The organism is Desulfosporosinus metallidurans (assembly GCF_001936615.1).
In the GTDB taxonomy this organism is placed as follows: domain Bacteria; phylum Bacillota; class Desulfitobacteriia; order Desulfitobacteriales; family Desulfitobacteriaceae; genus Desulfosporosinus; species Desulfosporosinus metallidurans.
Genome location: NZ_MLBF01000063.1, coordinates 1 through 23,839, shown reverse-complemented (window position 1 = coordinate 23,839; position 23,839 = coordinate 1). Strand labels below are relative to the sequence as shown.

General features: G+C 42.2%; 20 protein-coding genes, 1 pseudogene and 1 riboswitch. Of the genes and pseudogenes, 5 read left to right on the top strand and 16 right to left on the bottom strand.

Translation table 11 applies throughout. The features are described 5' to 3' along the window. Nucleotides 1-182: 182 nt before the first annotated feature. From DSOL_RS22525 to DSOL_RS22515, 3 genes are all read right to left on the bottom strand, one after another. Nucleotides 183-764 carry a TetR/AcrR family transcriptional regulator gene (locus tag DSOL_RS22525; protein ID WP_075367004.1) on the bottom strand — a complete coding sequence of 194 codons (582 nt, stop codon included), beginning with the start codon at nucleotides 762-764 and terminating at the stop codon, nucleotides 183-185. A 321-nt stretch (nucleotides 765-1,085) separates the two neighbouring features. Beyond that, nucleotides 1,086-2,189, bottom strand: a complete 1,104-nt coding sequence (locus DSOL_RS22520; RefSeq protein ID WP_170871592.1) for a GIY-YIG nuclease family protein — start codon at nucleotides 2,187-2,189, stop codon at nucleotides 1,086-1,088. A 227-nt stretch (nucleotides 2,190-2,416) separates the two neighbouring features. Then, on the bottom strand, nucleotides 2,417-3,181 hold the full coding sequence (locus DSOL_RS22515) for a MerR family transcriptional regulator (RefSeq protein WP_075367002.1): 765 nt from the start codon (nucleotides 3,179-3,181) through the stop codon (nucleotides 2,417-2,419). A gap of 338 nt (nucleotides 3,182-3,519) precedes the next feature. Between DSOL_RS22515 and DSOL_RS29230 the strand changes: the two genes are divergently transcribed. Then, nucleotides 3,520-3,915 carry a solute carrier family 23 protein gene (locus DSOL_RS29230; RefSeq protein ID WP_235838963.1) on the top strand — a complete coding sequence of 132 codons (396 nt, stop codon included), beginning with the start codon at nucleotides 3,520-3,522 and terminating at the stop codon, nucleotides 3,913-3,915. 243 nt (nucleotides 3,916-4,158) lie between these two features. After that, a pseudogene (locus DSOL_RS22505) lies at nucleotides 4,159-4,524 on the top strand (C40 family peptidase); the annotation flags it as partial. A gap of 246 nt (nucleotides 4,525-4,770) precedes the next feature. Here the strand turns inward: DSOL_RS22505 and DSOL_RS29225 are convergent. Together DSOL_RS29225 and DSOL_RS22500 are read right to left on the bottom strand one after the other, a co-directional pair. After that, a complete protein-coding gene (locus DSOL_RS29225) occupies nucleotides 4,771-5,013 on the bottom strand; it encodes an ATP-grasp domain-containing protein (protein ID WP_345788416.1) in 243 nt (80 codons plus the stop codon). Between the two features lie 118 nt (nucleotides 5,014-5,131). Continuing rightward, complete coding sequence (locus DSOL_RS22500) at nucleotides 5,132-5,725, bottom strand: DUF4352 domain-containing protein (protein WP_075367000.1); 594 nt, start codon at nucleotides 5,723-5,725, stop codon at nucleotides 5,132-5,134. Nucleotides 5,726-6,234: 509 nt separating this feature from the next. Between DSOL_RS22500 and DSOL_RS22495 the strand changes: the two genes are divergently transcribed. Continuing rightward, nucleotides 6,235-7,158, top strand: coding sequence for a DMT family transporter (locus tag DSOL_RS22495; RefSeq protein ID WP_075366999.1), 924 nt, complete (start codon nucleotides 6,235-6,237; stop codon nucleotides 7,156-7,158). A 73-nt stretch (nucleotides 7,159-7,231) separates the two neighbouring features. On the opposite strand, the gene DSOL_RS22490 is transcribed toward DSOL_RS22495, so the two are convergent. Beyond that, a complete protein-coding gene (locus DSOL_RS22490; RefSeq protein ID WP_075366998.1) occupies nucleotides 7,232-7,696 on the bottom strand; it encodes a peptidoglycan-binding domain-containing protein in 465 nt (154 codons plus the stop codon). Between the two features lie 952 nt (nucleotides 7,697-8,648). On the opposite strand from DSOL_RS22490, the gene DSOL_RS28175 reads away from it, so the two are divergent. Then, nucleotides 8,649-8,810 carry a hypothetical protein gene (locus DSOL_RS28175; protein ID WP_170871591.1) on the top strand — a complete coding sequence of 54 codons (162 nt, stop codon included), beginning with the start codon at nucleotides 8,649-8,651 and terminating at the stop codon, nucleotides 8,808-8,810. Here DSOL_RS28175 and DSOL_RS22485 read toward each other — a convergent pair. From DSOL_RS22485 to DSOL_RS22460, 6 genes are all read right to left on the bottom strand, one after another. Beyond that, nucleotides 8,807-9,958 (bottom strand): GDSL-type esterase/lipase family protein, encoded by a 1,152-nt coding sequence (locus DSOL_RS22485; RefSeq protein ID WP_075366997.1) that lies wholly within the window; start codon nucleotides 9,956-9,958, stop codon nucleotides 8,807-8,809. The two genes, DSOL_RS28175 and DSOL_RS22485, sit on opposite strands and share 4 nt — an antisense overlap. Before the next feature lie 201 nt (nucleotides 9,959-10,159). Then, complete coding sequence (gene thiE, locus DSOL_RS22480) at nucleotides 10,160-10,786, bottom strand: thiamine phosphate synthase (protein ID WP_075366996.1); 627 nt, start codon at nucleotides 10,784-10,786, stop codon at nucleotides 10,160-10,162. Continuing rightward, nucleotides 10,779-11,591, bottom strand: a complete 813-nt coding sequence (thiM, locus tag DSOL_RS22475; protein ID WP_075366995.1) for a hydroxyethylthiazole kinase — start codon at nucleotides 11,589-11,591, stop codon at nucleotides 10,779-10,781. Before thiM ends, thiE begins: the two co-directional genes overlap by 8 nt. After that, on the bottom strand, nucleotides 11,558-12,787 hold the full coding sequence (gene cytX, locus DSOL_RS22470) for a putative hydroxymethylpyrimidine transporter CytX (RefSeq protein ID WP_075366994.1): 1,230 nt from the start codon (nucleotides 12,785-12,787) through the stop codon (nucleotides 11,558-11,560). Before cytX ends, thiM begins: the two co-directional genes overlap by 34 nt. After that, nucleotides 12,784-13,587: a bifunctional hydroxymethylpyrimidine kinase/phosphomethylpyrimidine kinase gene (thiD, locus tag DSOL_RS22465; RefSeq protein WP_075366993.1), complete on the bottom strand. Its 804-nt coding sequence runs from the start codon at nucleotides 13,585-13,587 to the stop codon at nucleotides 12,784-12,786. The genes cytX and thiD overlap by 4 nt, the downstream gene beginning before the upstream one ends. An 86-nt stretch (nucleotides 13,588-13,673) precedes the next feature. After that, nucleotides 13,674-13,786, bottom strand: a riboswitch (TPP riboswitch). A gap of 47 nt (nucleotides 13,787-13,833) precedes the next feature. Continuing rightward, nucleotides 13,834-15,936 carry a sensor domain-containing diguanylate cyclase gene (locus DSOL_RS22460; RefSeq protein ID WP_075366992.1) on the bottom strand — a complete coding sequence of 701 codons (2,103 nt, stop codon included), beginning with the start codon at nucleotides 15,934-15,936 and terminating at the stop codon, nucleotides 13,834-13,836. A gap of 233 nt (nucleotides 15,937-16,169) precedes the next feature. Here DSOL_RS22460 and DSOL_RS22455 point away from each other — a divergent pair, with 233 nt between their 5' ends. Continuing rightward, the gene (locus DSOL_RS22455) at nucleotides 16,170-17,495 is read left to right on the top strand and encodes a DNA recombination protein RmuC (RefSeq protein ID WP_075366991.1); all 1,326 of its coding nucleotides are present in this window, start codon (nucleotides 16,170-16,172) and stop codon (nucleotides 17,493-17,495) included. A 14-nt stretch (nucleotides 17,496-17,509) separates the two neighbouring features. Here DSOL_RS22455 and cydC read toward each other — a convergent pair whose 3' ends face one another. The 4 genes from cydC to DSOL_RS22435 all read right to left on the bottom strand — a co-directional run bounded on the left by cydC (nucleotide 17,510) and on the right by DSOL_RS22435 (nucleotide 23,534). Next, nucleotides 17,510-19,222 carry a thiol reductant ABC exporter subunit CydC gene (gene cydC, locus DSOL_RS22450; RefSeq protein WP_075366990.1) on the bottom strand — a complete coding sequence of 571 codons (1,713 nt, stop codon included), beginning with the start codon at nucleotides 19,220-19,222 and terminating at the stop codon, nucleotides 17,510-17,512. Continuing rightward, nucleotides 19,219-21,003, bottom strand: coding sequence for a thiol reductant ABC exporter subunit CydD (cydD, locus tag DSOL_RS22445; protein ID WP_075367005.1), 1,785 nt, complete (start codon nucleotides 21,001-21,003; stop codon nucleotides 19,219-19,221). Before cydD ends, cydC begins: the two co-directional genes overlap by 4 nt. 147 nt (nucleotides 21,004-21,150) lie before the next feature. Then, nucleotides 21,151-22,155 (bottom strand): cytochrome d ubiquinol oxidase subunit II, encoded by a 1,005-nt coding sequence (cydB, locus tag DSOL_RS22440; RefSeq protein ID WP_075366989.1) that lies wholly within the window; start codon nucleotides 22,153-22,155, stop codon nucleotides 21,151-21,153. Further along, nucleotides 22,146-23,534: a cytochrome ubiquinol oxidase subunit I gene (locus DSOL_RS22435; RefSeq protein WP_075366988.1), complete on the bottom strand. Its 1,389-nt coding sequence runs from the start codon at nucleotides 23,532-23,534 to the stop codon at nucleotides 22,146-22,148. Before DSOL_RS22435 ends, cydB begins: the two co-directional genes overlap by 10 nt. Nucleotides 23,535-23,839 lie beyond the last annotated feature (305 nt).

Below are 23,839 nucleotides of genomic sequence, written 5' to 3'. Positions count from 1 at the left end.
ACAATTAGGTTAACATCAAATAATCATATCTTAATTAAATCTGTCACAAATACTTATTCGTTTCCCTTAAACGTCAAACTTCCATAATACTTACCAAATTCTTCAATGATACCTTTGTTCACACCCCCCAGCCTTTCATATGTACTTATCTGTCGTCCGACCGACCGATAAGCCCTAAAAGCTTATTTAATCTTTGATAAGAGGTTGGCAATGCCGTCGATTGGAATTTCCTCCTCACCAAGCCTCCACTGGATTGTAAATCCGTCAAGTGCTGCCAGTATTATATAGGATAATACTCTATAGTCGGCTGTTCTATTTTTCAGCACCTTTCTCAAACCATCTTCCAGAGCTATTCTCCACTCCTTATATTTTTCTCTGAAGCGCTGTTTAAGAGGTTCGTTGCTCGTTACTGCATCACTGATGAGATATAGATGTAGCTTACCTCTGGTTTCCGCAGTTGATATTCTTTCGAATACCACCTTCAATATATCCTCCGGTTCAACATTTTGCTCAATATTATTAATCCATGATAATAGCTCGTCAGTAATTTGTTTAAGATGAATATCTGCAATGTCATAGATAATATCATTCTTAGTGGAATAGTAGTAATATAACGTTCCTTTGCTTATTCCAACTTCCTTTGAGATATCGGCCAGACTGGTATCTTTGACACCCTTCTGTGCAATCAATTTACTAGCAGCATCAAGTATACTTTGTCGTGTACTGATTAGTTGGCCCTGGACCTCTGTATCTTCTTTACTCATTTTTTCACCCCATATATCAGTCGGCCACCTGACCGATTCGAATGATTACATTGTAGTTATATTTTATTTAATAGTCAACATGTCGATATAAATTAATATGTATTCATCTGGTCTGAACAAACTAAGCAAACCTTTTATGCAAAATACAGCCCGGAAACTATGATGCACCAGGCTGTATTTTGCTGTAGACCATACTTTTGCGCTCAATGAGATGCCTAAGGTCGCAAACAAAGAACCTGTCCACTTGTTTGCCTGATGAGCTTTGGGAACGGGATTTTTCCATAAATACTACTGAACCGATACGTTCTGAAGAATAATACTTTAATCCCTTGCACCATTGCTATGGATCCTATTTATAATTTTTGAGACTGTGGCATCTATACCCGCTGTTTCTTTATTCAGTAGTGTTGAAGGTATCCAAAAACTAAGTATTCTTTTTCTATTCTTTTTCAGATACGAATAAATAATTTGAGCTTCATCGATATCCTTCTGATTCAATCTACACATGTCACTTTTTTCTGTTATAAACTTATCACTGATTATCTGTTTTAGATACTGCCTAAATTCTGTCATATCTGCCGTTAATATATTAAAAACTTTCCCATAAAGAAGCTTATTCCCTTTGATAAGGAATAATTTAGCAAGTGTAGCGTCAATAAATTCAACCGCTAAGATATTTCTATTTTTACTTGAGGATTGAACTAATCGCTGCTTTCCAATGACATGTCTAAGTCCTAAGTCATACCCCCTATATTGAGCGGCCTTTTCAAATTCTAGCTTCTCAATAGCCTCGTCGAACCTTTTTGAAAGTTCCAGAACAGCTATCATATCATTCCCGTTTAAAACCCGTCGAATTCTTTCAACGTGAACCCTGTATTCATCAGGACTTACCTGCCCAGTACAAACACCCAAGCAAGTGCCCAATTGTCGAAACAGACAACCATTAGCCCTCTTTACTAATCCTGGGGTAGTGCATTTTCTTATAGGATAGAAATCATTCAAGTATTGTACTGTGTTCTCCACCCGATGGGGACTGGTAAAAGGGCCAAAATATAAGGCATCATCTTCAGTTTTTTCATTTACTTTAGAAATCTTGGGGTATTGTTCTGCCGGTATTTTTATGTAACTATAATTTCGATAATTCTTCATCTGCTTGTTATATCTAGGTTGTATTTCCTTGATAAGGCGGCATTCTTCAATAAATGCATCCAGTTCTGTATCTGTAACGATATAATTAAACGTATGAATATTATCTATCATTTCAGCCACTTTTGGAGCTCTATCCTTTTGGTTTCGAAAGTATTGTGACACCCTGTTCTTGAGGTTTTTCGCTTTACCGACATAGATTATATTCCCCAGTGAATCAACCATCATATAGATTCCAGGTCTTTCTGGAAGCTTCTTGATAATTTCATTAAAAACCATATAACTCTCCATAAACATTAATTTTTATACTAATAATTATATCATAGGTATTCTGTCGACAAAACAAAGCCTTTTAGAAGGGACTTTGATGCCAATAACTTTGGCTATACAACCTTACTCGCAGTTTTGTTTTTCTATTATTAACCTTGGGGAAAACATTAATAAATAGTGAGAAATAGAAAAGGCCACGCAACTACGTTGGCCATAAAAATGCTGTTTCGTTTAGCTTATTTATTCATTCCCGTATAAATGAAGACCGCATCTCTTAGAAATTCTGCAGCGCCCGGTTGCTTCTCATCATAATATGCAGTAAATCTCGGATCATCCACATACATCTGAGCAAGTCCAGCATGGGCTTCTTTTGAATAGCTATCCCAATAATAGCATAGCCACTGACGATGGAGATCTGCCGTTTTTTGAGAGAGTTCTCCAGCAGGGTCGCCCGTTTTAAACGCAGCATGCAGGGTTTCGATAACCTCTGTAGCAAGCTTCGTCACTTCGTCATATTGCTCTTGCGACATAAGCTTTACTTTTTGATTTGACTTGTTAATCGTCTCATCGCCATATTTTTCGCGGATTTCCTCGCCATACTTTGCTTCATTGTCATCCACGAGCTTTTGCTTAAAGCCTTCAAATTTTTCTTTATCCGACATGATAATTCTCCCTTCGATTAGCGCAATGGTCTTATCAACATTGGAAATCAACACATCCAATTGCACTCTTTTTTCAAGAAGCTTCTCACGATGTTCTCTCAGTGCCTTAGCTCCGTTGAAAGAAGGTGCTGTTACGATAGCTTTAATACTTTCCAAGCCCACACCTAACTCTCTATAAAAAAGAATCTGTTGCAACCGATCAACTTCGGCTTGACCATAAATGCGATACCCTGACGAGTTAATTCTTGCTGGTTTAAGAATTCCTATCTCATCATAATATCTCAGAGTACGAGTGCTAACACCTGCCATTCGACCTAATTTTTGCACCGTGTATTCCACGTGATCACCTCCTGACAAAATTACTATACACCTTTACGCAGCGTCAATGTAAAGAGGTGTTAGATATCCCGATTCACTTATATGCTTTTTTTGCCATAATTCAAAAACTCCTTAATTCTCTAATTGTGCAATTCTGCACTAGTCACGTGATATTATATACACAACCCATTTTTAGGCTATAATTACTTTTGGGCTATAATCGGAGTAACTTTACTTTACCTTACCTTCTCCTGTTCCCTCAGTCACATCTTCCAACCAACGACCTTCCGGACGCTGCCAACTTTTGGCAAGGTTTAAAACCTTCTTTCGTCTTCGATTCGGGTGTCTTTCTCTCTTTATTGATTTGTTTTCTTGCGCTATCCGTCAACAACCTAGGATCAATTCAAGCGGTCGATGAACTTCTCAAACCAGATAATATGCCTAATCGGATCACTAGAGGGGTCGCCGTTACTGGATTAGTCAATGTACTGTCTGGTTTCCTGGGGGTCATCGGTGCTGTAAACTTTTTCTTTAGTCCTGGAGTAATTATCGCCAGTGGAGTAGCTTCTAGATTTACCTTGATTCCTATAAGCCTAGGGTTTTTGGCTTTGTCCTTCCTCCCAAAAACCATTGCAGTTCTAGGTAACATCCCTTCCGTAGTCATTGGCAGTTCCATGATTTACCTCATGTGCTCCCAGATCGCGGGGGGCCTTCAGATAGCTATGAGCCAGAAATATAATTTGAATACGGGCTAATTATCGGACTTCCTATGACCCTGGGTGTTACCATATCCTACCTACCCACAGCGATTCTCAACACCTTCCCCCCTATTCTAAGGCCTGTATTAGGCAACGGCTTGTAGTCGGAGTGATAGCTGTTCTGATTTATGGAACATGTAGTGTTTCGGCAGAAATCACAGACACAAGGCTAAACGGATGACACTTCGACCTATTGTAATCACGATCAGAAACAATGAACCTGTCCCCTTGTTTCTCCAGGAAAAAACTAAACAAATCATTACTACAGCCAAAAGTTTCTTAGGAGTTCCTTACAGATGGGGAGGCACCACTCCTAATGGATTCGACTGCTCCGGCTTTACACGTTATGTTTTTGCTAGCCAGAAAATCACTTTGCCGCGTGTTAGCATTGATCAATACGGAATAGGAACCCCAGTGGCCTTTAGCAATCTCATTCCAGGGGACTTGGTTTTCTTTAACCTCACCTCTGGAAAGCAAGTTAGTCATGTAGGCATCTATATTGGAAGTAATCAATTTATCAGTGCAACGAGTAGTAAGGGAATTGCAATTTATAGTTTTACTCCCTATTGGACCAAAGCATATGTTGGGGCAAAACGTGTCTATTAAGGCTAAATTACTCGAATTTATTCACAAGACACGTCTCGGAGAGATAAAAAAACTTTGGCTTTTAGAAAGTTATACTTTCTAATCAAATATTTAAAAGGCTACGCATGCGCGTGGCCTTTTAAATATTAAAAGCCGATGAAGGATGTAAAAAAATTTCTATCCAAGGTCTGTAAGCTCATAGTTCTCTACGAGTGCGTATTTGAAAATCCCAACGTATCGTCTCCCGAGTAGTCGGTCCCTCTCCTATTAGAAGCTTAATGCAAGATATAGAACATTAACAGCCGCTAAACAAGAGTTATGAATCCCGCCGGACATTCGGGTGTTAATTTCAATAAAGTAGCCCTTTCCTTTATGATACTTAACCTGTATATTGAACAAATAGTTTAAGTTGAACCTTTTAGTAAGTTTCTGAGCTATAGCAATCAAATCTGCTCTATGATCAATATTTTGGCGGTAAAAGTCCAGCTTTCTTCTAGGAATAGCCCTGATGAGTGTCCTGAAAGCTTAAAAATCGCTGAATGATTTTGGGAGTCGATATGGATTCAATGCTTCTTACTGGCTTAAACGCGGTCTAAAAGGGGGGTACCGAAGGTTTCCTTCATATCCATTACTTATATTCCGGATTAACATTAGTAGTGATATGAACTATTGCAGTTTTAGAACTTAAAGGATAAGGTGTAATTACTAAATCGAATGTTTGAGCTCCCCTTAGGACCTCATAACCTAATTCGCCCGTCATTTCCCCCCCATCTGAAATTGTCCCGTCCATTGCATCTTTAACGGCCAGAGCTGCCCCCATGCTAAAAGCTTGACTTCGGCCATCCTTGTCTTTAAGTTTAAACCCTACCATGCTCCTAACCTCGGCATCGATACTTCCTTGATTTTCTATAGTTAGATCTACAAGCAGGAAAGTGTTCCCCTGCCTTGGTGATATGCCTTTATTTGCATCACCATCCGAAGTCCTGACACGATTTATTTTGTATTGGAGATCCCCAATCTTGAATGTGTCTCCCACAACGTAGGTGTTCTGCCTAGTTGTCGCTGTAAAAGTTGACGTTTGCTGCATCTGGGGTGATGATCTAGGTAGGATATTTGTCACTGAAACGCCACACCCTGATAAGGTAAGCATACCGATCGATACTAAGAGGATAATTAAAACGTGGTAATTTTGGAATTGATACCGAGGTCGATTTTTCGCCATATCTACACCTCCTCTTTGTTTTAAGGTATTGGCCTGCAACATAGACAGAGCGCAATGACCCCACAAATGAAGATTAGCACGTAGATTAGCATTCTGTCTATAGTACAACAATATGGTGCAATAAATTATAACTATGATTCATTCGATAAATGTTTGGGCAAAATGTCGTAATTATTTGAATCCAATCACATCCTACCCTGGACCTCTATTCTCAACACTTTTAGATGCAATACTAACGATTTAATATAGTAATTTCATATAACGTAAATATTTCTTATAGGACGCATAATTGAGCAGTCCTTTTTTACCTTTCGGAAAATTCAGCCTTATAAAGAGCTGTAGCTACTGGCAACTTAATATTAGATATAAGTAGCCTGAGTATCAATGTAAATTTTACTTATTCCTGATCAATATTTCATCAGAATTTATGCCTACCCTCTATAATATCAGCCCATCATTTTATATAATAGCTATTGGTTAAACATCCAAATCAATCAAGGGAGCTTATAATGCAACATTTACGAAGTAATCAAACCACTCGCTTTAAGGCCTATTTTTTTGTGCTTCTTTCCTCGCTCATTTATGGTGGAAATGTCATTGCGGGTCGGCTGATCGCGGGCCTAGTGCCACCTTTTACTTTATCCGCTATACGAGTAGTTTTAGGACTGATCATTCTTTTACCACTAGCCTGGCCCCAGATGAAAAAAGCTCCCAAACCTAACAAAATGGAATGGTTTCAACTGGTTATTATTAGTATCTTAGGGATTGTAGTCCCTTATGTTGCGTTACTCTTGGGGTTACAGCAAACGACAGGGACTAATGCCTCCGTTGTTTTTGCGACCCTTCCAGCAGTGACGAATACGCTGATATTTCTCCTCTATAAGCTGAAACCTTCGAAATTCCAAACTCTGGGTATGATAACTTCCTTTATGGGTTTAATGATTGTATTTACTCAAGGCTCATTGCTTCATTTACTCACCTTTAAATTAGGAGTCGGTGAATTATACTTATTCATCAATGTATTGTCCATCGGTTTGTTCAATCTTTTAGGGCAGAACATCATGCATAAATTCTCCTCCCTTGTCACAAGTATTTACGCTTTGATTTTCGCAGCTATAATGCTAATTCCTATGGGTGCATGGCAACTAAAATCATCGGGATGGAATGTTTCTATGTCCGAATGGCTTATTATTTTATACATGGGCTTCTTGGCTGCTGGAGTGGCCTTTTTCCTCAATCTTTATGGTATTAACAAGATCGGAAGTGGCAAGGCTTCAATTTTTAGTAATATGCAGCATGTATTTAGCATTACTTTAAGTGTTATTATCCTAAAGGAATCATTAGCCGCCTATCATTGGATCGGGTTTATCTTAGTGATATCTGGGGTGCTTCTTTCCTTATCAAAGTCCTCTCAGAAAGTAACTTCTAACTAACTGATAAATCTTTAAACCCACCTTCAAAACGATGAAGGTGGGTTTAAAGAGAAGTTAACTTCTACTCAATAATCTATATGCAATTCACACCAAGTGCAGTCCAAGTCTTAATACCAACGATTCCATCTGGAACTAAGTTCATACTCATTTGGTAAGCCAGAACAGCTGCTCTCGTAATGGGTCCAAAAATCCCATCGAGCATACCTGAATAAAATCCATACGTTCGCAAGAGTTCTTGGAGCTTTACAACTGCTGGCCCTGTGTTTCCTTGTACAAGAGTTGGACATTGCTTCATGGGTGTCTTATTACAATTTGCGCCCAGAGCAGACCATGTCTTGATCCCGACGATTCCATCCTGAACTAGATTCTTGCTCTTTTGAAAAGCCAGGACGGCTGCTTTCGTAAGTGGTCCAAAAACCCCATCAATTTTGCCGGGATTAAAACCTGCTACAGTTAAGCGAATTTGTAAATCTCTGACAGCAGCCCCAGATCCACTTTCTCTTAAAACCGGACAGAGCGAATGGCCTTTGTGATTCAAGTTTAGCCCACCTTTTTTAACATCCTATGACGGATTGCTTTTCGTTGTTAAAGGAGGACATGTTTTTCTTATGTATTTTTCTATTGTTGAAAAAAGAAAAGCCACTCATTGAGTGACTTTTACACTAATTGAATCCCGCAAAGTTCCTCGAGAATTAATGGATACACGGCTCGAGACTAATCATCAACAAAGTTTTACCAAACTACTTACGACCATTGTAAACTAAATTTGTAGCCGATTCACCTTACACCTAAGCAAACAAAACTGAAAATGAACATTTTGAGAAACTAAATGGTAAGGGGAGTAAATACTTTGACTTTGACTTTGACTTAAACTAAACCAATTCAAAGAGTAAGTTTAAGGTAACGAAACTAATCTAGACAAATCCTCCATTATTTCTATTCGTATAAACTTTAGGTCTAATCGGGTCTAATCTGATGAAATACCAAACGTTCTAACATGTGACAATCTAAACTCAATTACCGGAATCTGGACTTGATTTCCTTACTTGAAAAACATGCTTAGGAAAACCAAACTTGACTTGACTAACCTAGACTGCCAGACCTTTTAAACCTAACTTGATACAGATCAACCTAACTCATTTCAGACGGATCAAATTATCACCTAATCTAGACATACACAACTAACTACTGACTACTGACTAACTAAACTGACTTAAAAACTCAAACTAAACTAAGAATTAATAAAGAGGAACTTTGCGGGAAAGATTTCTTTTTGAGACCACAAAAACCACCCTTCTAGGTGGTTCCAATTCTTCGAATCCAGCATTAGCTCAACTGATTGCTATGCTGAAACTTCCGAACGAATCGAAACTTTACCTAGCACGCCACCAACAAGTTACTGAAACTGAATCATTTTCTATTGGGTGATTATGATTTAATTATAACGAAACTCAGCTCTTTGTCAAGTATTTGCGCCAAAATTTATTTCAATGCAAAAAGCACTAGGCAAAGCGTTGAGTACACCAACGGGACTTGTCCATGACTCGAACAGGACGTTCGAGGTTAGAGCACCGCCACGACTCAAACAAGGATGTTTGAGATTAGACACCGCCATGGATGGCAAGGTGCCGGAACGGACCGATGCTTCTTAGCTAACTGTAAAGTCCATTCTTACACTTTGAGCTAATTTCTGGCCTGATTTAGAGGGCAACCCACTTTTTATATAAAGACTGTAAACACCCGGGGTATAGCCGTCTTGAGGAGGCAACACAACAAGGGAATCAGACCACAGTCCCCCTGGCTTCACCGAAACATTTATAGGGAGACCTGTTGTAGAATAGATTTGAATAAATTCTCCAGCCGAGTTTGCTAAGGGCATGCTGAATTTAATGGTCCATGTCTTATTGGCCATGATACCTGTTTTACTTTCTAAAGGAGAAGCATTGTACAGTTCGAACAAATTCCACAGGGTTTTGAAAATCATTTTGTGACCTTGTTGGGTGGGGTGTGGGTCAGTTTGGCCCTGTAATAAATCATAGTTAAGTGGCTGCTGGGCAGATCCTTGCAGAAAACAAGTATAAATATCTGCTGTTGAATACCCATCTCCAGCCTTTATCGCCTTGTTGATTTGCTGAACATAAGGGTCGAATAGGGAAAATAAGAGATCATTCTGGGAAAAAGGGTTGTAGACGGTAAGTACGTAAATTTGACTTTTAGGGGCCATGGTTTTAATTAATTCGATCATTTGTGGCCAGTCTGACTGAAACTTGGCCACTCCCGTATTCAGTTCGGTTTCTAGTGTCCCGGAAAGTGCTAGATCGAGTAATGTATTGGTCTCGTTCTTGTCGTTCTGTAAAGCTTTCCCTAGGTTTACGTTTAGTTGCGGGTCAGATAAATCAAGATGATAAGCCGTAGCTACGGACCGAATCACGGGTCCAAGAAGATTGTTCCCGCCAATACTTACAGTTACAATATTTGCATTCTCCAAGGTACCCTTCACATTACTGTCGCTTTTTAATTCATTGAAAAGGTCGCTGCTCTCCAGACCTGGTTTGGCTAGATTGTATAACTTTATACCCGCTAATTCTGGCTTGCTTTGCAGATAGGTATAGAAGAGGTCAGAATATCCTTGCCCAGAAGGAGCGCTTAGACCATAAGCGATGGAATCTCCTAGGGAAACATAATCAACAGCTCCTATGGTGGAGTTAGCGACTGCGGCTTTAGGCATGAGCATGTTTAGAGGGAATATTACAACGAGGAGCGAAACAAGTGCATAGATCATTAATTTACGAGTGATCAAACGATTCCCTCCTTAAACTTTGTGAATGTGAGGCACAATTTACCGTATCAGACCCAATATGAGTTGAGCTGTGTAAAATTATAGCATACCTTAACATGGGTCGAAACAACATTTATACTTTGTTACCCTAACCCAACTATCCACCAAAAGCGAGACCCCTCTACATAATGAGGAGTCTCGTTTCTAATAACACCCTGATAATTATTTTTTAAGCAGTTCATGCAAATGCCTAGCAGTGTCTAAAATGTTTTCCTTAGCCAAAATGGCGGATACGACAGCAACCCCGTCAATCCCTTTAGCCATAACCTGACGAAGGTTGCTCTCATTGATTCCGCCAATCGCGACCACAGGTATGGTGACCGATTTCTTAATAAGTTCTAATTGATCGAGACTAACTTCAGCTGCATCGGTCTTTGTAGGTGTGCTAAAAACTGCCCCGACTCCCACATAATCGGCGCCCTGTTGTTGGGCTAGCAATGCTTCCGCCAAGGTACTGACTGATACCCCGATAATTTTGTTGGGCAAGAGTTCCCTCGCTTTAATCATCGGGAGATCATCTTGTCCGATGTGCAGTCCGTCTGCATCTACAGCCAGAGCAATATCTAGGCGGTCATTGGTGATGAGGGGGATATGATAATGAGTGGTTATCTCTTTGACCCTAAGGGACAACTCTAAGAACTCCCGGGTCGAAACTGACTTTTCCCTAAGCTGAACCAAGGTCACGCCACCCTGAATAGCTTGTTCAACACTCTGAGCCAAGTCCCGACCTCCGAGCGCGTTTCGATCGGTGACCAAATACAAACTATAGTCCACCTTGACTTCATTCATAGCGGATTTTACCTTCTTGGGCTAGGATCTCAGGGGACAGATTGTAGATACTATCAAACAGCCGCGCCCTAAACGTTCCTATCCCATCTCCATGGTGCATCGAAGACTGAGCCATCTCTCCTGCTAACCCCATGCTTATGATTCCAGCCACTGAAGCCGTGAAATAATCATTTGTTACGCCACAGAAGGTAGCCACGAGCGAGCTTGTCATACACCCCGTTCCAGTGACGTCTGCCAAAATTCGGTGACCGTTATCCAGCAGGCAAACTTGACGGCCATCGGACACGACATCCGTTTTTCCTGTAATGGCAATGACACAATGTAGCTCAGTGGCCAATGTGCGTGCAATGATAGAACTGCCTTGTTCATCGGCCAGCGAATCCACTCCCTTAATAGCCACATTTTGGCCCGCTAAGACTTTGATTTCAGACATATTCCCCCGGATGACTTCGGGTTTTAACTCTTTAATGAGTTTTTCAGCAGTATCGGTTCTAAGCTTTGTTGCCCCTACCCCAACAGGATCTAGGATCACAGGGACGCCCAATTCCTTCGCTCGCCGTCCGGCGACCAGCATGCTTTCGATCGTTCTGGAATTCAGAGTGCCAATGTTAAGAACTAAGGCAGAAGCAAAGCCTACCATTTCGGCAACTTCCTCCAGATCATCGGCCATGACGGGAGAACCGCCGATAGCTAGGACGATATTCGCGCAATCATTGACAGTGACATAGTTGGTAATATGATGAATCAAGGGGCTTTTTTCTTTAACCGAGCTTAAGTTAGCGGAGATTTTTTCACGTAGTTCCATTTGCCTGTCACCCTCCAAGTTATAAAATGCAGTATGCTGATCAGCAGCATCACCGGAATGGTAGCTCCCAGAACAAAATCCAACTTAATAAACTGGTAGTATAACCCTGTCCCTATGACACAGAGGGCCAGGGTTCCCCAGTTAACAAGCAGCTCAGCATGTATCCTCTTGTTTTTCAAGAGAAAATAATCCGTCAACAAGATAGCAAACAAGGGTGCAAAAACCGAGCCGATAGCATAGAGGAAATCCTGATATTGTTCAATATTCACGATAATTGCTAGTCCGGTTCCAATCGCGGTCATGACCAAGGCTACTGTTTTTTCTTTAAATTTCGGAAAGAGGTTCAAAAAAGTAACTCCGGCCGAATAAGCGTCGAGAAAGGTCGTTGTTACGGTAGCTAAGACAATAATTCCTAAGGCCATAATCCCAAGGTTTGCAGCGAGTAACATAGCCGAAGGATCGGGATCCGAGGAGATGATGGCTGCACCTAAGCCTATAACGTACATCCAACTGCTGCCGAAAAAGTAGCCGAGCCAGCTCCCCCCAGCCCCACCACGTTTCGTTTTGGCAAAGCGGGTATAGTCGGAGATCAAGGGTAACCAGGATAAGGGCATAACCACTGCTAATTCTAAACCCGAACCGAACGTCATATCCCCAACCACTTGCTTATTAAACAGCTCTGGATTGCGGAAAATGATAAAACTTAAGACCATTGTCAACAAAAACAATAATATAACGGCAATATGGTTGACCTTTTTCCAACCACTATCTTTGCCCAGCCAGACCCAAACAAAAATAAAGGCACCAATAATCAGGCTCCAAATCGTCAGATGGTCGAACGACCATAATAGTTTAGTAATCTGGTTGACCGAGCGCGCTCCAGATATAATCATCACAGCCGTCCAACCCAGTAACTGTAAAACATTGAGAATGGAAAATAGGTACGAACCATACTGTCCAAAGGAAATTCTGGTGGACACTAGAGCTGGAATCCGCTCATTGGTGCCGATGATTCCTCCCAACACCAGAAGGGATGTTCCCACTATGTGTCCTAAAATAATCGCCAAAAGTCCCATCTTGAAGCCCAGAGGAGCTAGCAATCCACCGGCTAAAATTTCAGCCACGGAAATTGCTGCCCCGAACCAAAGGGTTGTAAAGTTTAACATGCTTAAGTTATTCTGTTTTTCTAAGCTCACTCGATTAATCCCGCCTTTTTGTAAAGTGTATAAAAGTGATGAGTTGGCCCCACGCCTTTGCCAATGGATAAAGAATGTTGAATCGCTATTGTAATGTACTCCTTAGCTCGGGAGACGGCTTCGTTTAGGGAATATCCTAAAGCCATATTTGCCGTGATGGCGGACGAAAGTGTGCACCCCGTTCCGTGAGTATTCTTAGTTGCAATCCGAGATGAGGAAAAATAACTGAATTCCCGTCCATCATAGAGGATATCAGTCGAGTCATCCTCTAAGTGTCCTCCCTTCAGGAGTACATTCTTGGCCCCCATCTGATAAATAATTTTGGCGGCCTCTTCCATTTGCTTTAGCGTGCGAATGGACATTTTGGTCATGACCTCAGCCTCCGGAATATTGGGTGTTACCATCATTGCCAAAGGCAGCAATTCCTTGATCAGAGTTACTTCCGCCTCTGGGTTTAATAAGTGGTAGCCGCTTTTAGATACCATGACCGGGTCCACAACGATGGTTTGAGGTGCATAGTGTCTTAACTGCTCTGCGATCACCTCTATGGTTTGCACTTGGGAAACCATACCGATTTTCACCCCGTCGACCTCAATATCCTCAAAGATTGCCTCGATTTGTTTGGCAATAACATCTCTAGTGATATCCTGTACTGCGAAAACTCCTTGGGTATTTTGGGCGGTGACGGCGGTTATGACACTCATTCCAAAGACCCCATGGGCAGAAAAAGTTTTCAGATCGGCTTGAATTCCCGCTCCCCCACTACTATCTGAACCAGCTATGGTAAGTACCTTTTTCATAACGTCCTCCTAAACTTTCGTAAATTCTCTTAAATTCTAAAAGAGCACAAATCCCCAGAATAGGGTTTGTGCTCTCTCATCTTCATAAAAGAGTAAAACTGCTTACCTACGCTGGCATTATCCAGATCAGGTTATAAGGGTCCTAGACCTCATAGGGTCTAAATCTCAGCCGGCCTTTCCAGCCCCCCCGCCCGTTACAATATTATTTTGTTCAATTTAACATGGAAAATGTTTAAAGTCAACGGGCTAATTTTTATTCAAGACCTGAACTAAGGCGCTACGACTGCTTTTACAGCGATTTAGTTTTTCGCGGTACATGTTAGTGTCCGCTTCTTTAAAGACATCGCCAATGTTCGGATAGGTTTCTCTACTCACCGCAAATCCCACAGATAAGCTGAGAGGAAACTCGTCATGTGCTACATTGTAGTTTTCAACTCCTTGGCGAATTCTATAGCAGGCTTGTTCCACTAATGATAATCCGCTGTTGGGTAAAATAATTGCGAACTCATCTCCTCCAATCCTAAAGAGCAAGTCGCCTTCCCGGAAACACTGTTTAATAATTCCGGCTGTTAATCGGAGTAATCGATCGCCCGTACTATGTCCTAGGGTGTCATTTACCAGTTTTAAGCCATCGACATCACAGATAATCATTCCTAATGGAGCGAAACTCTCCCCCTCGAGACTTTTTAGGTTTTCTTCAAAATACGTACGATTGTAAAGACTTGTTAGAGAGTCATGAAAGCTAAGGTATTTGAGTCTTTTTTCAAATTTCCTACGTTCGGTAATATCTTCTCCGATACTAGCAAAACCAGTGACCTTGCCCTCAGAATCAAAGAGGAGAGTATTATTCCAATGGACTAAACGTTTTTCCCCGGATTTAATCAGAATAGGATAAGTACCATGATACATAGCCTCATTACTATTTAGTGCCTCTGTGAAGCGGAATTTCACATTATCTCGCACTTCAACAGGAATAAAACTACTAAAATAGTCCTGTCCGATCACTTCGTCCTGTTCAAACCCCGTAAGTCTGAGCGCAAAGTCATTAATGAAAATGACACGACCTTCCATACTGATAATTCCAGTAATTAGTTCAACATTTTCTAACAAGGAACGAAAACGACGCTCTGATTCCCGTAGAGCAATCCCTTGTGCTTGCAGTTTATCGTAGTTGCATCTCAATTCTTCCTCGGCTGCCCCAAGTTCTTCGTAACTTTTCTTCAAATCTTGTTGAACCGTAGTTCTCTCACTTACTTCCCTTTCTAAATTCCCATTCAAACTGTCTAGTTCTTGAAAGCTTGAATGAAGCGCACTCGCCATCGTTTGAAAGTTGGTAGCTAAAGATTGCACTTCTGCTACCGGACCATTTAATCGATAATTATCCTCCACATTTTCCTGCAAATTCCCGCCAAGCTCTGTTGTAAACTTCGCCAATTTAGCAAGTGGAATGACAAGCCAACGATTCAGGACAAAAACTAAAAGAAAACCAACAAATATCGTCAGTAAACCAAAGTTGATCGGCAGATAACGGAGCTGATTCGTGACATAACTAACTGGAACCACTAGCCCAAAAGACCATTTTACCCCTGGCACCGGAGCAAAGGCTAAATAAGTATCCTTATTTTGAAATGAAGACCGGGTAACCCCTGTTTGCACTTGAATCATTTTGCGGATAGCTCCTTTAAAATCCAGGGAAGCATTATCTTCTTTGAGGGCATTATTAGACATGGTAAATTCTTGATTTGATTGAGTCATGATCTGACCATCTTCCTGAACCATAAAAGCATAGCCGATTTCTGCAACCCTTTTGGTCGAAACAATTCGTGTAAGTTCAGCAATGTTGACAGTGCCCCCTATAAGGCCGACGATCTTATCTCCATTCTTAATCGGTGATGCCAACACGATCACTCGATTCCCACTTTCCTTAGAGACCACAGGATCTGATATTACAGACTCGCCTGAAGCCATAACTTTTTGAAAGTAATCACAGTCGGCAACACTAAATATGTAGCCTGAATTAGAAAAAGAGTTGCCCTTACTGTCGGCAGTAAAAAACTGCTCAAAGTCTTTATTGCGCAAACTCTCTTTTCTCATATAAGGAATGATGAGGTTTTGGTCCATACTTTCCAGTAACGGTGTGTTCGCCATGACCTCCATATCTGTTTGGTGAGCTTTTAACCACAAACCCACTTCAGAACCCGAAGATCTCGTCAACGAGGAGATATGCATTTCTAAATTTGAAATTAAGAGTTCTCTCGTCTTAAAATAAGCTACAAAGGATAAACCGCCTAAACCGAATAACAAGGTTACTATGATAAGAGTCGTTACACTTATTGTAAATTTTTTCATTGCTTCCTCCAGTTTGGTACCTTATTCGACTCTCGACTACATTCGATTAATTCTCTTTCAACCTTCAAAATCCTTTATAAAATTTATTCATATTCCGAAAAAAATATGTATTCTGTTTTTAACCAGTAAGGAATAGACAAGGATTCATTGAATTAATATCTTTTCACAAAAAAGTCTCTGAGTTATGATAGAGTATTAATCTAAGGCAACTACATAACTGGGAGGCACTTTTTATGACAGAACAATTACTGATCGGCTTAATCATCCTTGTTGTCATCACCATCATTTTATTGATTATCCTATTGACACGGTCGTCGAACTCTCCCTTTGTCCAGTTCGAAGGTAAATTCAATTCTCTCGAGAAAACCCTTGAACGCAACGAACGATTGGTCAACGGAGAAATCTCCAAGAATCGAGAAGAATCTAATACTAACGCCAGACAAGTCCGCGAGGAGCTAAATCAATCCGTCCATTCGTTTAACGATTCTGTACTGGCACGCATGGCGGAAATTGCCAACCTTCAACGCAACCAATTGGACATCTTTTCCACGCAATTAACATCCTTAACCAAAACGAATGATCAAAAATTAGAACAATTGCGCAAAACGGTAGAGGAACGGCTTCTCCTTATCCAACAGGATAACGGGCAGAAATTAGACCAGATGCGCGCGACTGTCGATGAGAAACTTAGTGCCACCCTTGAACAACGTTTAGGAGAATCCTTTAAATTAGTGAGTGAACGCTTGGAAGCGGTGCATAAGGGGCTAGGCGAAATGCAAACGTTGGCTTCTGGGGTGGGTGACCTAAAGAAAGTTCTTACCAATGTAAAAACTCGAGGGATTTGGGGAGAAATTCAACTGGGGAATCTATTAGAGCAAATCTTAACTCCCGAACAATATGCCACAAATGTTATTACCAAAACAGGAAGCAACGACCGCGTCGAATTTGCGATCAAACTTCCCGCTCGAGACGGTCGGGACAGCATCATTTGGCTTCCAATCGATGCTAAATTTCCAATCGAAGATTATGAACGTTTAATCGAAGCACAGGATCAGGCCAATCTTACACGCATCGAAGAACTCGGTAAATCCCTAGAAAACCGTATCAAGTTTGAGGGCAAAACCATTCGAGACAAATACATCGATCCTCCGAACACTACGGATTTTGGCATCTTATTCTTACCCGTTGAAGGACTATATGCCGAAGTGTTACGTCGTCCCGGTCTTTGTGAACTTCTCCAACGAGAATACAAAGTCATCGTAACAGGGCCAACAACGTTGGCTGCTCTCCTTAACAGCCTACAAATGGGCTTTAGAACCTTGGCAATAGAAAAGCGCTCTAGCGAAGTTTGGAACTTGCTGAGCGCAGTAAAAACAGAATTCGGTAAATTTGTAGAGGTCCTAGAAAAAACGCAGAAAAAACTCCAAGAAGCGAGCAACACCATCGATACAGCAACCAGGAAATCTCGAACCATTGCACGCAAGCTGAAAACCGTGCAGACACTTCCGGCCGACGAAGCTGAATTACTCTTAGGGCAAGGGACAGAGGGCGAAGAGTAACTGTCCAAAAACTGCTAAATTTCCCACATTTTCCGATAGAGCCCTCTTAGTTGTAGGAGCTCCTCGTGTGTTCCTCGTTCCACGATCTGGCCCCGGTCCAAAACCAGAATCTCATCCATCTTCTCCAATCCAATCAGGCGATGAGTTATCACCAAAGCCGAACGCCCTTCCATGAGCTGATAGACTTCATCCATGACCTCTCGTTCTGTCAAGGAGTCAAGCCCAGCCATGGCTTCATCCAAGATCAAAATCGGGGCGTTCTTTAACAAGACTCGGGCAATGGCCAAGCGTTGTCTTTGTCCCCCAGATAGTTTGAATCCACCTTCCCCGACGAAGCTGTTATACCCTTGAGGTAGAGATAGGATAAAATCATGGAGTTTAGCTTGCTGAGCTGCATGAATCAGTTCTTCGTCCGTAGCCTTGGGATTCGCCAAAAGAAGATTTTCTCGGATTGTCGCGTTAAACAGATGCGTTCGTTGAGTCACGACCCCAATAAAGCCCCTAACATCCTCCTGAGGATACTCCCGTAACGAATACCCACCCAAGTCAATTCGCCCCTCATCGTATTCCCAAAAACGAAGGAGAAGATTCACGACACTGGTCTTACCTGCTCCACTCGGGCCGACAATAGCCACCTTACTTTGTTGGGGAATCTTAAACGACAAATGTTTCAAAGCCCAAGGTTCGTCTTGCTCATACCTAAGGCTCACGTCTTGGAAAACTATATCCAATCCTTCTGATTGGGGAGACAGATGACCGCTGTCTTTTACGGCGGGTTCTGCCTCAATCAATTCGAGCAAGCGATCCGCAGCAGCACGGTTTTGTTCCAGATGATGAGGGACAAGGGCCAAAGGAAACAGTGCTTCAAAGCTGCTGAAGGTCCCCAAGGCTAACATGCCCAAGTTGACTCCGCTCAATTTTCCCTTTTCTACAAGTAGAATTCCTAGAACCAAGACGAGCCATAAACCCAAGTTAGCGATCATCCCCGTCAGTGCGGCGGAAAGAGCTGAAAGCCTAACGATTCGACGCTGCAGATCCATCAATTTCTTGTCCATTTGCTGAATTTTTTCCAAGTGCGCTTGGGCTTGACCATAGGCTACGAGTTCCGTAATTCCCAAGAAGCTATCGGCTACCTGTGTCGCTAATTCTGCCTTAAGAGCAACAATCTGATGCCCAATCCCTTGACTCAAACCTTTAATTCCCCATGGTATTCCAAGCCCGGCTACCAGAAAACAGGCCGCAAGAATAAAGGAAAACCGCACATCATAACGGGCCAGAAAAAATCCATATCCGAACAGGACCAATAACGCGACGAAGGGTGGCGCGAAAACACGCAAGTAAAGATTCTGCTGAGTTTCTACGTCTGCCACAATCCGACTCAGCATATCCCCACTGCGGAAGTTTTTCAACCGAGCTGGAGCTAGAGGCTCTACCGCTTGATAAAACTTCACCCGAATTTGGCTTAAAACCCGGAATGTCACGTCGTGAGACACATAGCGTTCTAAATAGCGTAAAACTGCGCGGGAGAGCCCAAAAAAACGCACTCCTACAATGGTTACCATTAAATCGAGTATTGGCGGATGAAGCGCAGCTCGGGACAAAAGATAAGCAGACGTCGCCATTAAGCCGATATGACTCGAAATCGTAAGTGTACTCAAAATCAAAGCCAGCAGGATTCGGCGCCAATAGGGTAACATCAATTGGATTAACCAAGTCATGCTCTTCATATAGACTCCCCTCGAAATTCTCTAACCATGCGATAATAGAGGCCCTGCTCGCTCATCAATTCCTCGTGGTTACCCTGTTCCACAATCTGACCTTGCTCCATCACAAGGATCCGGTCCACCTGGCGAACCGTACTAAGCCTGTGGGCAATGATTAAAACGGTTCTTCCCTGCGAGAGTCGTTTCAAGGCCTGCTGAACTGCGTACTCACTTTCTGGATCCAAGGAAGACGTCGCTTCATCTAAAATAAGCAGCGGAGCATCCTTTAAGAAAGCCCTGGCAATAGCAATCCTTTGAGCTTGTCCGCCGCTTAAGCGAGTCCCTCCTTCTCCGAGGAGCGTTTGGTAACCATCTGGAAGTTCCAAAATAAAGTCATGGGCTGACCCCTCTTGTGCTGCCCTCGTGAGTTCTGCGACTGTTGCAGAAGGCCGACCCATTAGAATGTTTTCCGCAATGCTCCCCGAAAAAAGGTAGGGATTCTGGGGAACGTACGAAATCTGTTCCCGCCAATTTTCGAGCGAAATTGTCTTAAGCAAATCTCCGTTGACAAAAATTTCACCTTCAGATGGCTCAATGAAGCGTAACAACAGCTGGGCAATCGAAGTTTTGCCCGCCCCACTAGGTCCGACGAGGGCAATTCTCTCTCTAGTATGTAGGGATAGGTTTATTTCGTTTAAAGCCGGGGCCGTTCCTGGTTGGTAAGTTAAGCTAACGTGATTAAAGGAAATATGAAAATCAGAGGATAAGACTTGATCACGCCATGTTCTTATGGCATTCTCTCCATTGTCATCGACCTTCTCAATGTTGTTATTCTTCTCCTCATCATCACTCATCAAAGGTTGATCCATAATCTCAAAGATTCGCTCAGCAGCGTTTACCCCAGACAACCCAGCATGGAAATTCAAGCCGAGAGATCTTAAGGGGGTGTAAAATTCCGGTGCAAGGAGCAAGAGAAACAACCCCGCAGAGAAAGAGAGGGTTCCATAGACAAGCCTTAACCCGATAGTTACGGCTACTAAAGCAGTACTCATAGTAGCTAAGAACTCCAAGACAAGCGCCGACAAAAAAGCAATCCGCAACACACTTAGAGTTGTCCTCCGAAACGAATCACTGACTCTTTCAATCACCCGTGTTTGATCTTTTGCCCTTCCGAAGACTTTGAGGGTCGTCATTCCTTGCAAAACATCTAAGAAATGTGCGCTCATCCAGCTCAGACTTTGCCACTGGTTTAGGGACTTTGTCTCAGCCATCTTTCCAATCAGAATCATAAATACAGGAATAAGCGGTCCCGTCAAGAGAAGAATTAAGCCGGATTTCCAATCTAGCGGAAACACAAATCCTAAAATAATTTGGGGTATTCCTACGGCCAAAAGCAGTTGGGGAAGGTATTTCGAAAAGTATTCCTCTAGAGATTCAATCCCATCTACCACAGTTGTGATTAACTCTCCCGTCCTTTCCCCTCGAGCATATACAGGTCCCAAGGAGACAATATGGCTCATTAAGCGTTTGCGCAGACTTGCCTTGATACAGGAGGATGCTTCATGGGCGCTAATTTCACTAACCCATTGAAAGCTGGCCCGCAGCACAATGATCGCGAGAATTAGAAAAGGAGAATTCCAGACTGTCTTAAGGTTGGCTCCCTCTAAGAAGACCTCGGCCACGATTCGGGAGAAAAACCAAGCTTGGGCGACGGCCAATAAAGCGATCCCGATGCCCATCCCGACCGTGAGCAATAGATACCAAAAGACGGGCCTCCCCTCTCGAACTAACCGCTTATCGAACATTTTTTCATCTCCTAAGTGCAAGTAAGGGACGGTTCTTTCACTTGCATCCTCAACTTGACAAGTAAAAATGTGCGCCACTTCATGCTTCACCAAGCAAAAATGAAGGAGCAAGACTCTTCTTGCCCCTTCATTCTAAAGGATGCCAACTTAATAGTGAAGGTCTTTCTCTGTCACCCGTTTGCGGAAGACCCAATAGGTCCATCCCTGATACAGAAGAACAATCGGAACCATGGTCAAGGCAATGATCGTCATTATTTTCAGCGTATAAGGACTGGACGAAGCATTATAAATGTTTAGACTCCACTCCGCATTGAGACTAGAAACCATCACTCGTGGGAAGATTCCCCAGAACAAGGATACAGTAAACAAGAGAATAGTCAAACCATTCGTCACAAAAGCCCAGCCAACCTTACGGAAACGTATTAATACATTGGCTAGAATAAGGGCTACTCCAGATGCTATCAAAGTAATACCTGCCCCATGACTTAAGAATAGATCCGTCTGAAGATAGGTTAAACCAGCCAGCAGTAGAATAACCAGGATGGCTAACAAACCCGTACTCTGGGCGGCTTTTGAGGCACGCTCAGCCATCTCACCCGTAGTCTTGAGACTGAGATACAAGGCACCGTGAAAGATGAATACAAACAGTGTGGCTAAACCCCCAACGATAGCATACGGTGAAAGAAGATCAAAAAAAGTTCCAACGTAATGCATCTTGGCATCAATCGGTACTCCCCGAAGCAAATTCGTCATGGCGACACCCCAAAGGAGAGCTGACAGGAAACTTCCTGTGAAGATCATCCAATCCCAGGTTCCCCGCCAACGAGGACTACTGTCACTGCTGCGAAATTCAAAGGCAACCCCACGAATGATCACGGCTACTAACACCAGAAACAAGGCGAGAAAGAAGCCACTAAACAAAGTTGCATACCAATTAGGAAAAGCAGCAAACATGGCTCCACCAGCGGTAATCAACCAGACCTCATTCCCATCCCAGTGGGGTCCGATGGTATTGATGATGATACGACGTTCCTTATCGTTTTTTCCTAAGAAAGGAAGTAAAATACCTACTCCGAAATCAAACCCTTCCAGAAAAAAGAACCCGACAAATAAGACGGTAATAAGTATGAACCAGAGGATGTTCAAGTCCATAATGACGCCCCCTTTATTCTACTTTTCAGCGTTTCTTCTGGGCTGGCCTCTTCCGGGCCTTTCTTTATAACCTTAATAAAGAGGTAAACGCCCGCCAACGCTAAGGCTGCATAAATCAGAGTGAAGCCAACCAAGGCGATCAACATGGAAACTGCCGAGACAGAGGACGATACTCCTGCCTCTACCTTTTGTAATCCATAAACAATCCACGGCTGACGCCCAACTTCAGCTAAGTACCAACCCGTGGTATTCGCTATATAGGGTACTGGAATCGTCCAAAGCACAATCTTTAAAAACCAAGCCTTTTGCTCTAAGCGATTCGTCTTATAGAAATAAAGTCCAACGAGAGCAATCAATAATAACCACACTCCGGCTGTCAACATAATCCGGAAACTCCAGAACAAAGACGTTACCGGTGGAACATAGTTTCCTGGCCCATATTGCTTGACTGCAGCGGCCTGAAGCTCATGAATTCCCTTAACTTCCCCTGTAAAGCTATTATAGGAAAGGAAGCTTAACAGGGCTGGTATTTTAAGTTCAGAATTATTTTTCTGTCCTTGCTCATCAATAGAGGCATATAACAATAATCCAGCAGGATTTTCCGTCTCCCAATGCGCTTCCGCCGCAGCCATTTTCATAGGCTGTGCTTGAACAAGATGCATTCCTTGTAGGTGCCCCACTCCCGCAACTCCGAAAGCACTGATTAACCCAAAAATGACTGCTATATGGAACGAACGCCGAAAAACGTCCAGATGATTCTTTTTCAATAAATGGAAAGCACTAATTCCCATGACAAAGAACGCTGCGGTCACAAATCCACTGAGTACAGTGTGAGGAAACTGATAAAAGACATGAGGATTAGTGATTAAGGCTAGGAAGTCGGTCATCTCTGCCCGGCCATTTCGTAAAATATACCCAACTGGTTCTTGCATAAAGGAGTTGGCAATTAAAATCCAAAGTGCGGACAAGTTAGAGGAAATAGCCACAAGCCAAATACTAAGTAAGTGTACTTTTTTGGGCAATCTATCCCAGCCAAAAACCCAGACTCCTAAGAACGTAGACTCTAGAAAAAATGCAACTAAGGCCTCAACTGCTAAAGGTGCTCCAAAGATATCACCGACAAACCTAGAATACTCAGACCAATTCATTCCGAACTGAAATTCTTGGACTATTCCGGTCACAACACCTAGTGCAAAATTAATAAGGAATAATTTCCCCCAAAACTTTGTCATTTTCTTGTACGTTTCATTTCCAGTTCGCACATACCATGTCTCCATCATCGCCACTAGTACTCCTAACCCTAGTGTCAGTGGCACGAACAAGAAATGATAAGATGTAACTACCGCAAATTGTAATCTGGACAAGATGAGTTCAGTCATCCTTACACCTCCAATTTATTAATTTGCCTGCAAGATTATTTAATGTATTGATCAGACATATCCATATCCCTCTCTTCCTCTTCCAGAATCTTGTTTTCCCTTAATTATGTATAAGTTCATATCTTATTTATCATTATACTAATTATTAATAAGATGGTCAATAAAAATATTTCCTTTGCTATCATTAACTGCATCGTTTAAGTTAACCATCTTTAGTTTTTTTGCTCTTCAAGATCTTTGTAACTTAACTGGTGTCTGTATAAATTAAAAAACTCTTCCTTTCGGAAGAGCTTTTTAATACCAAG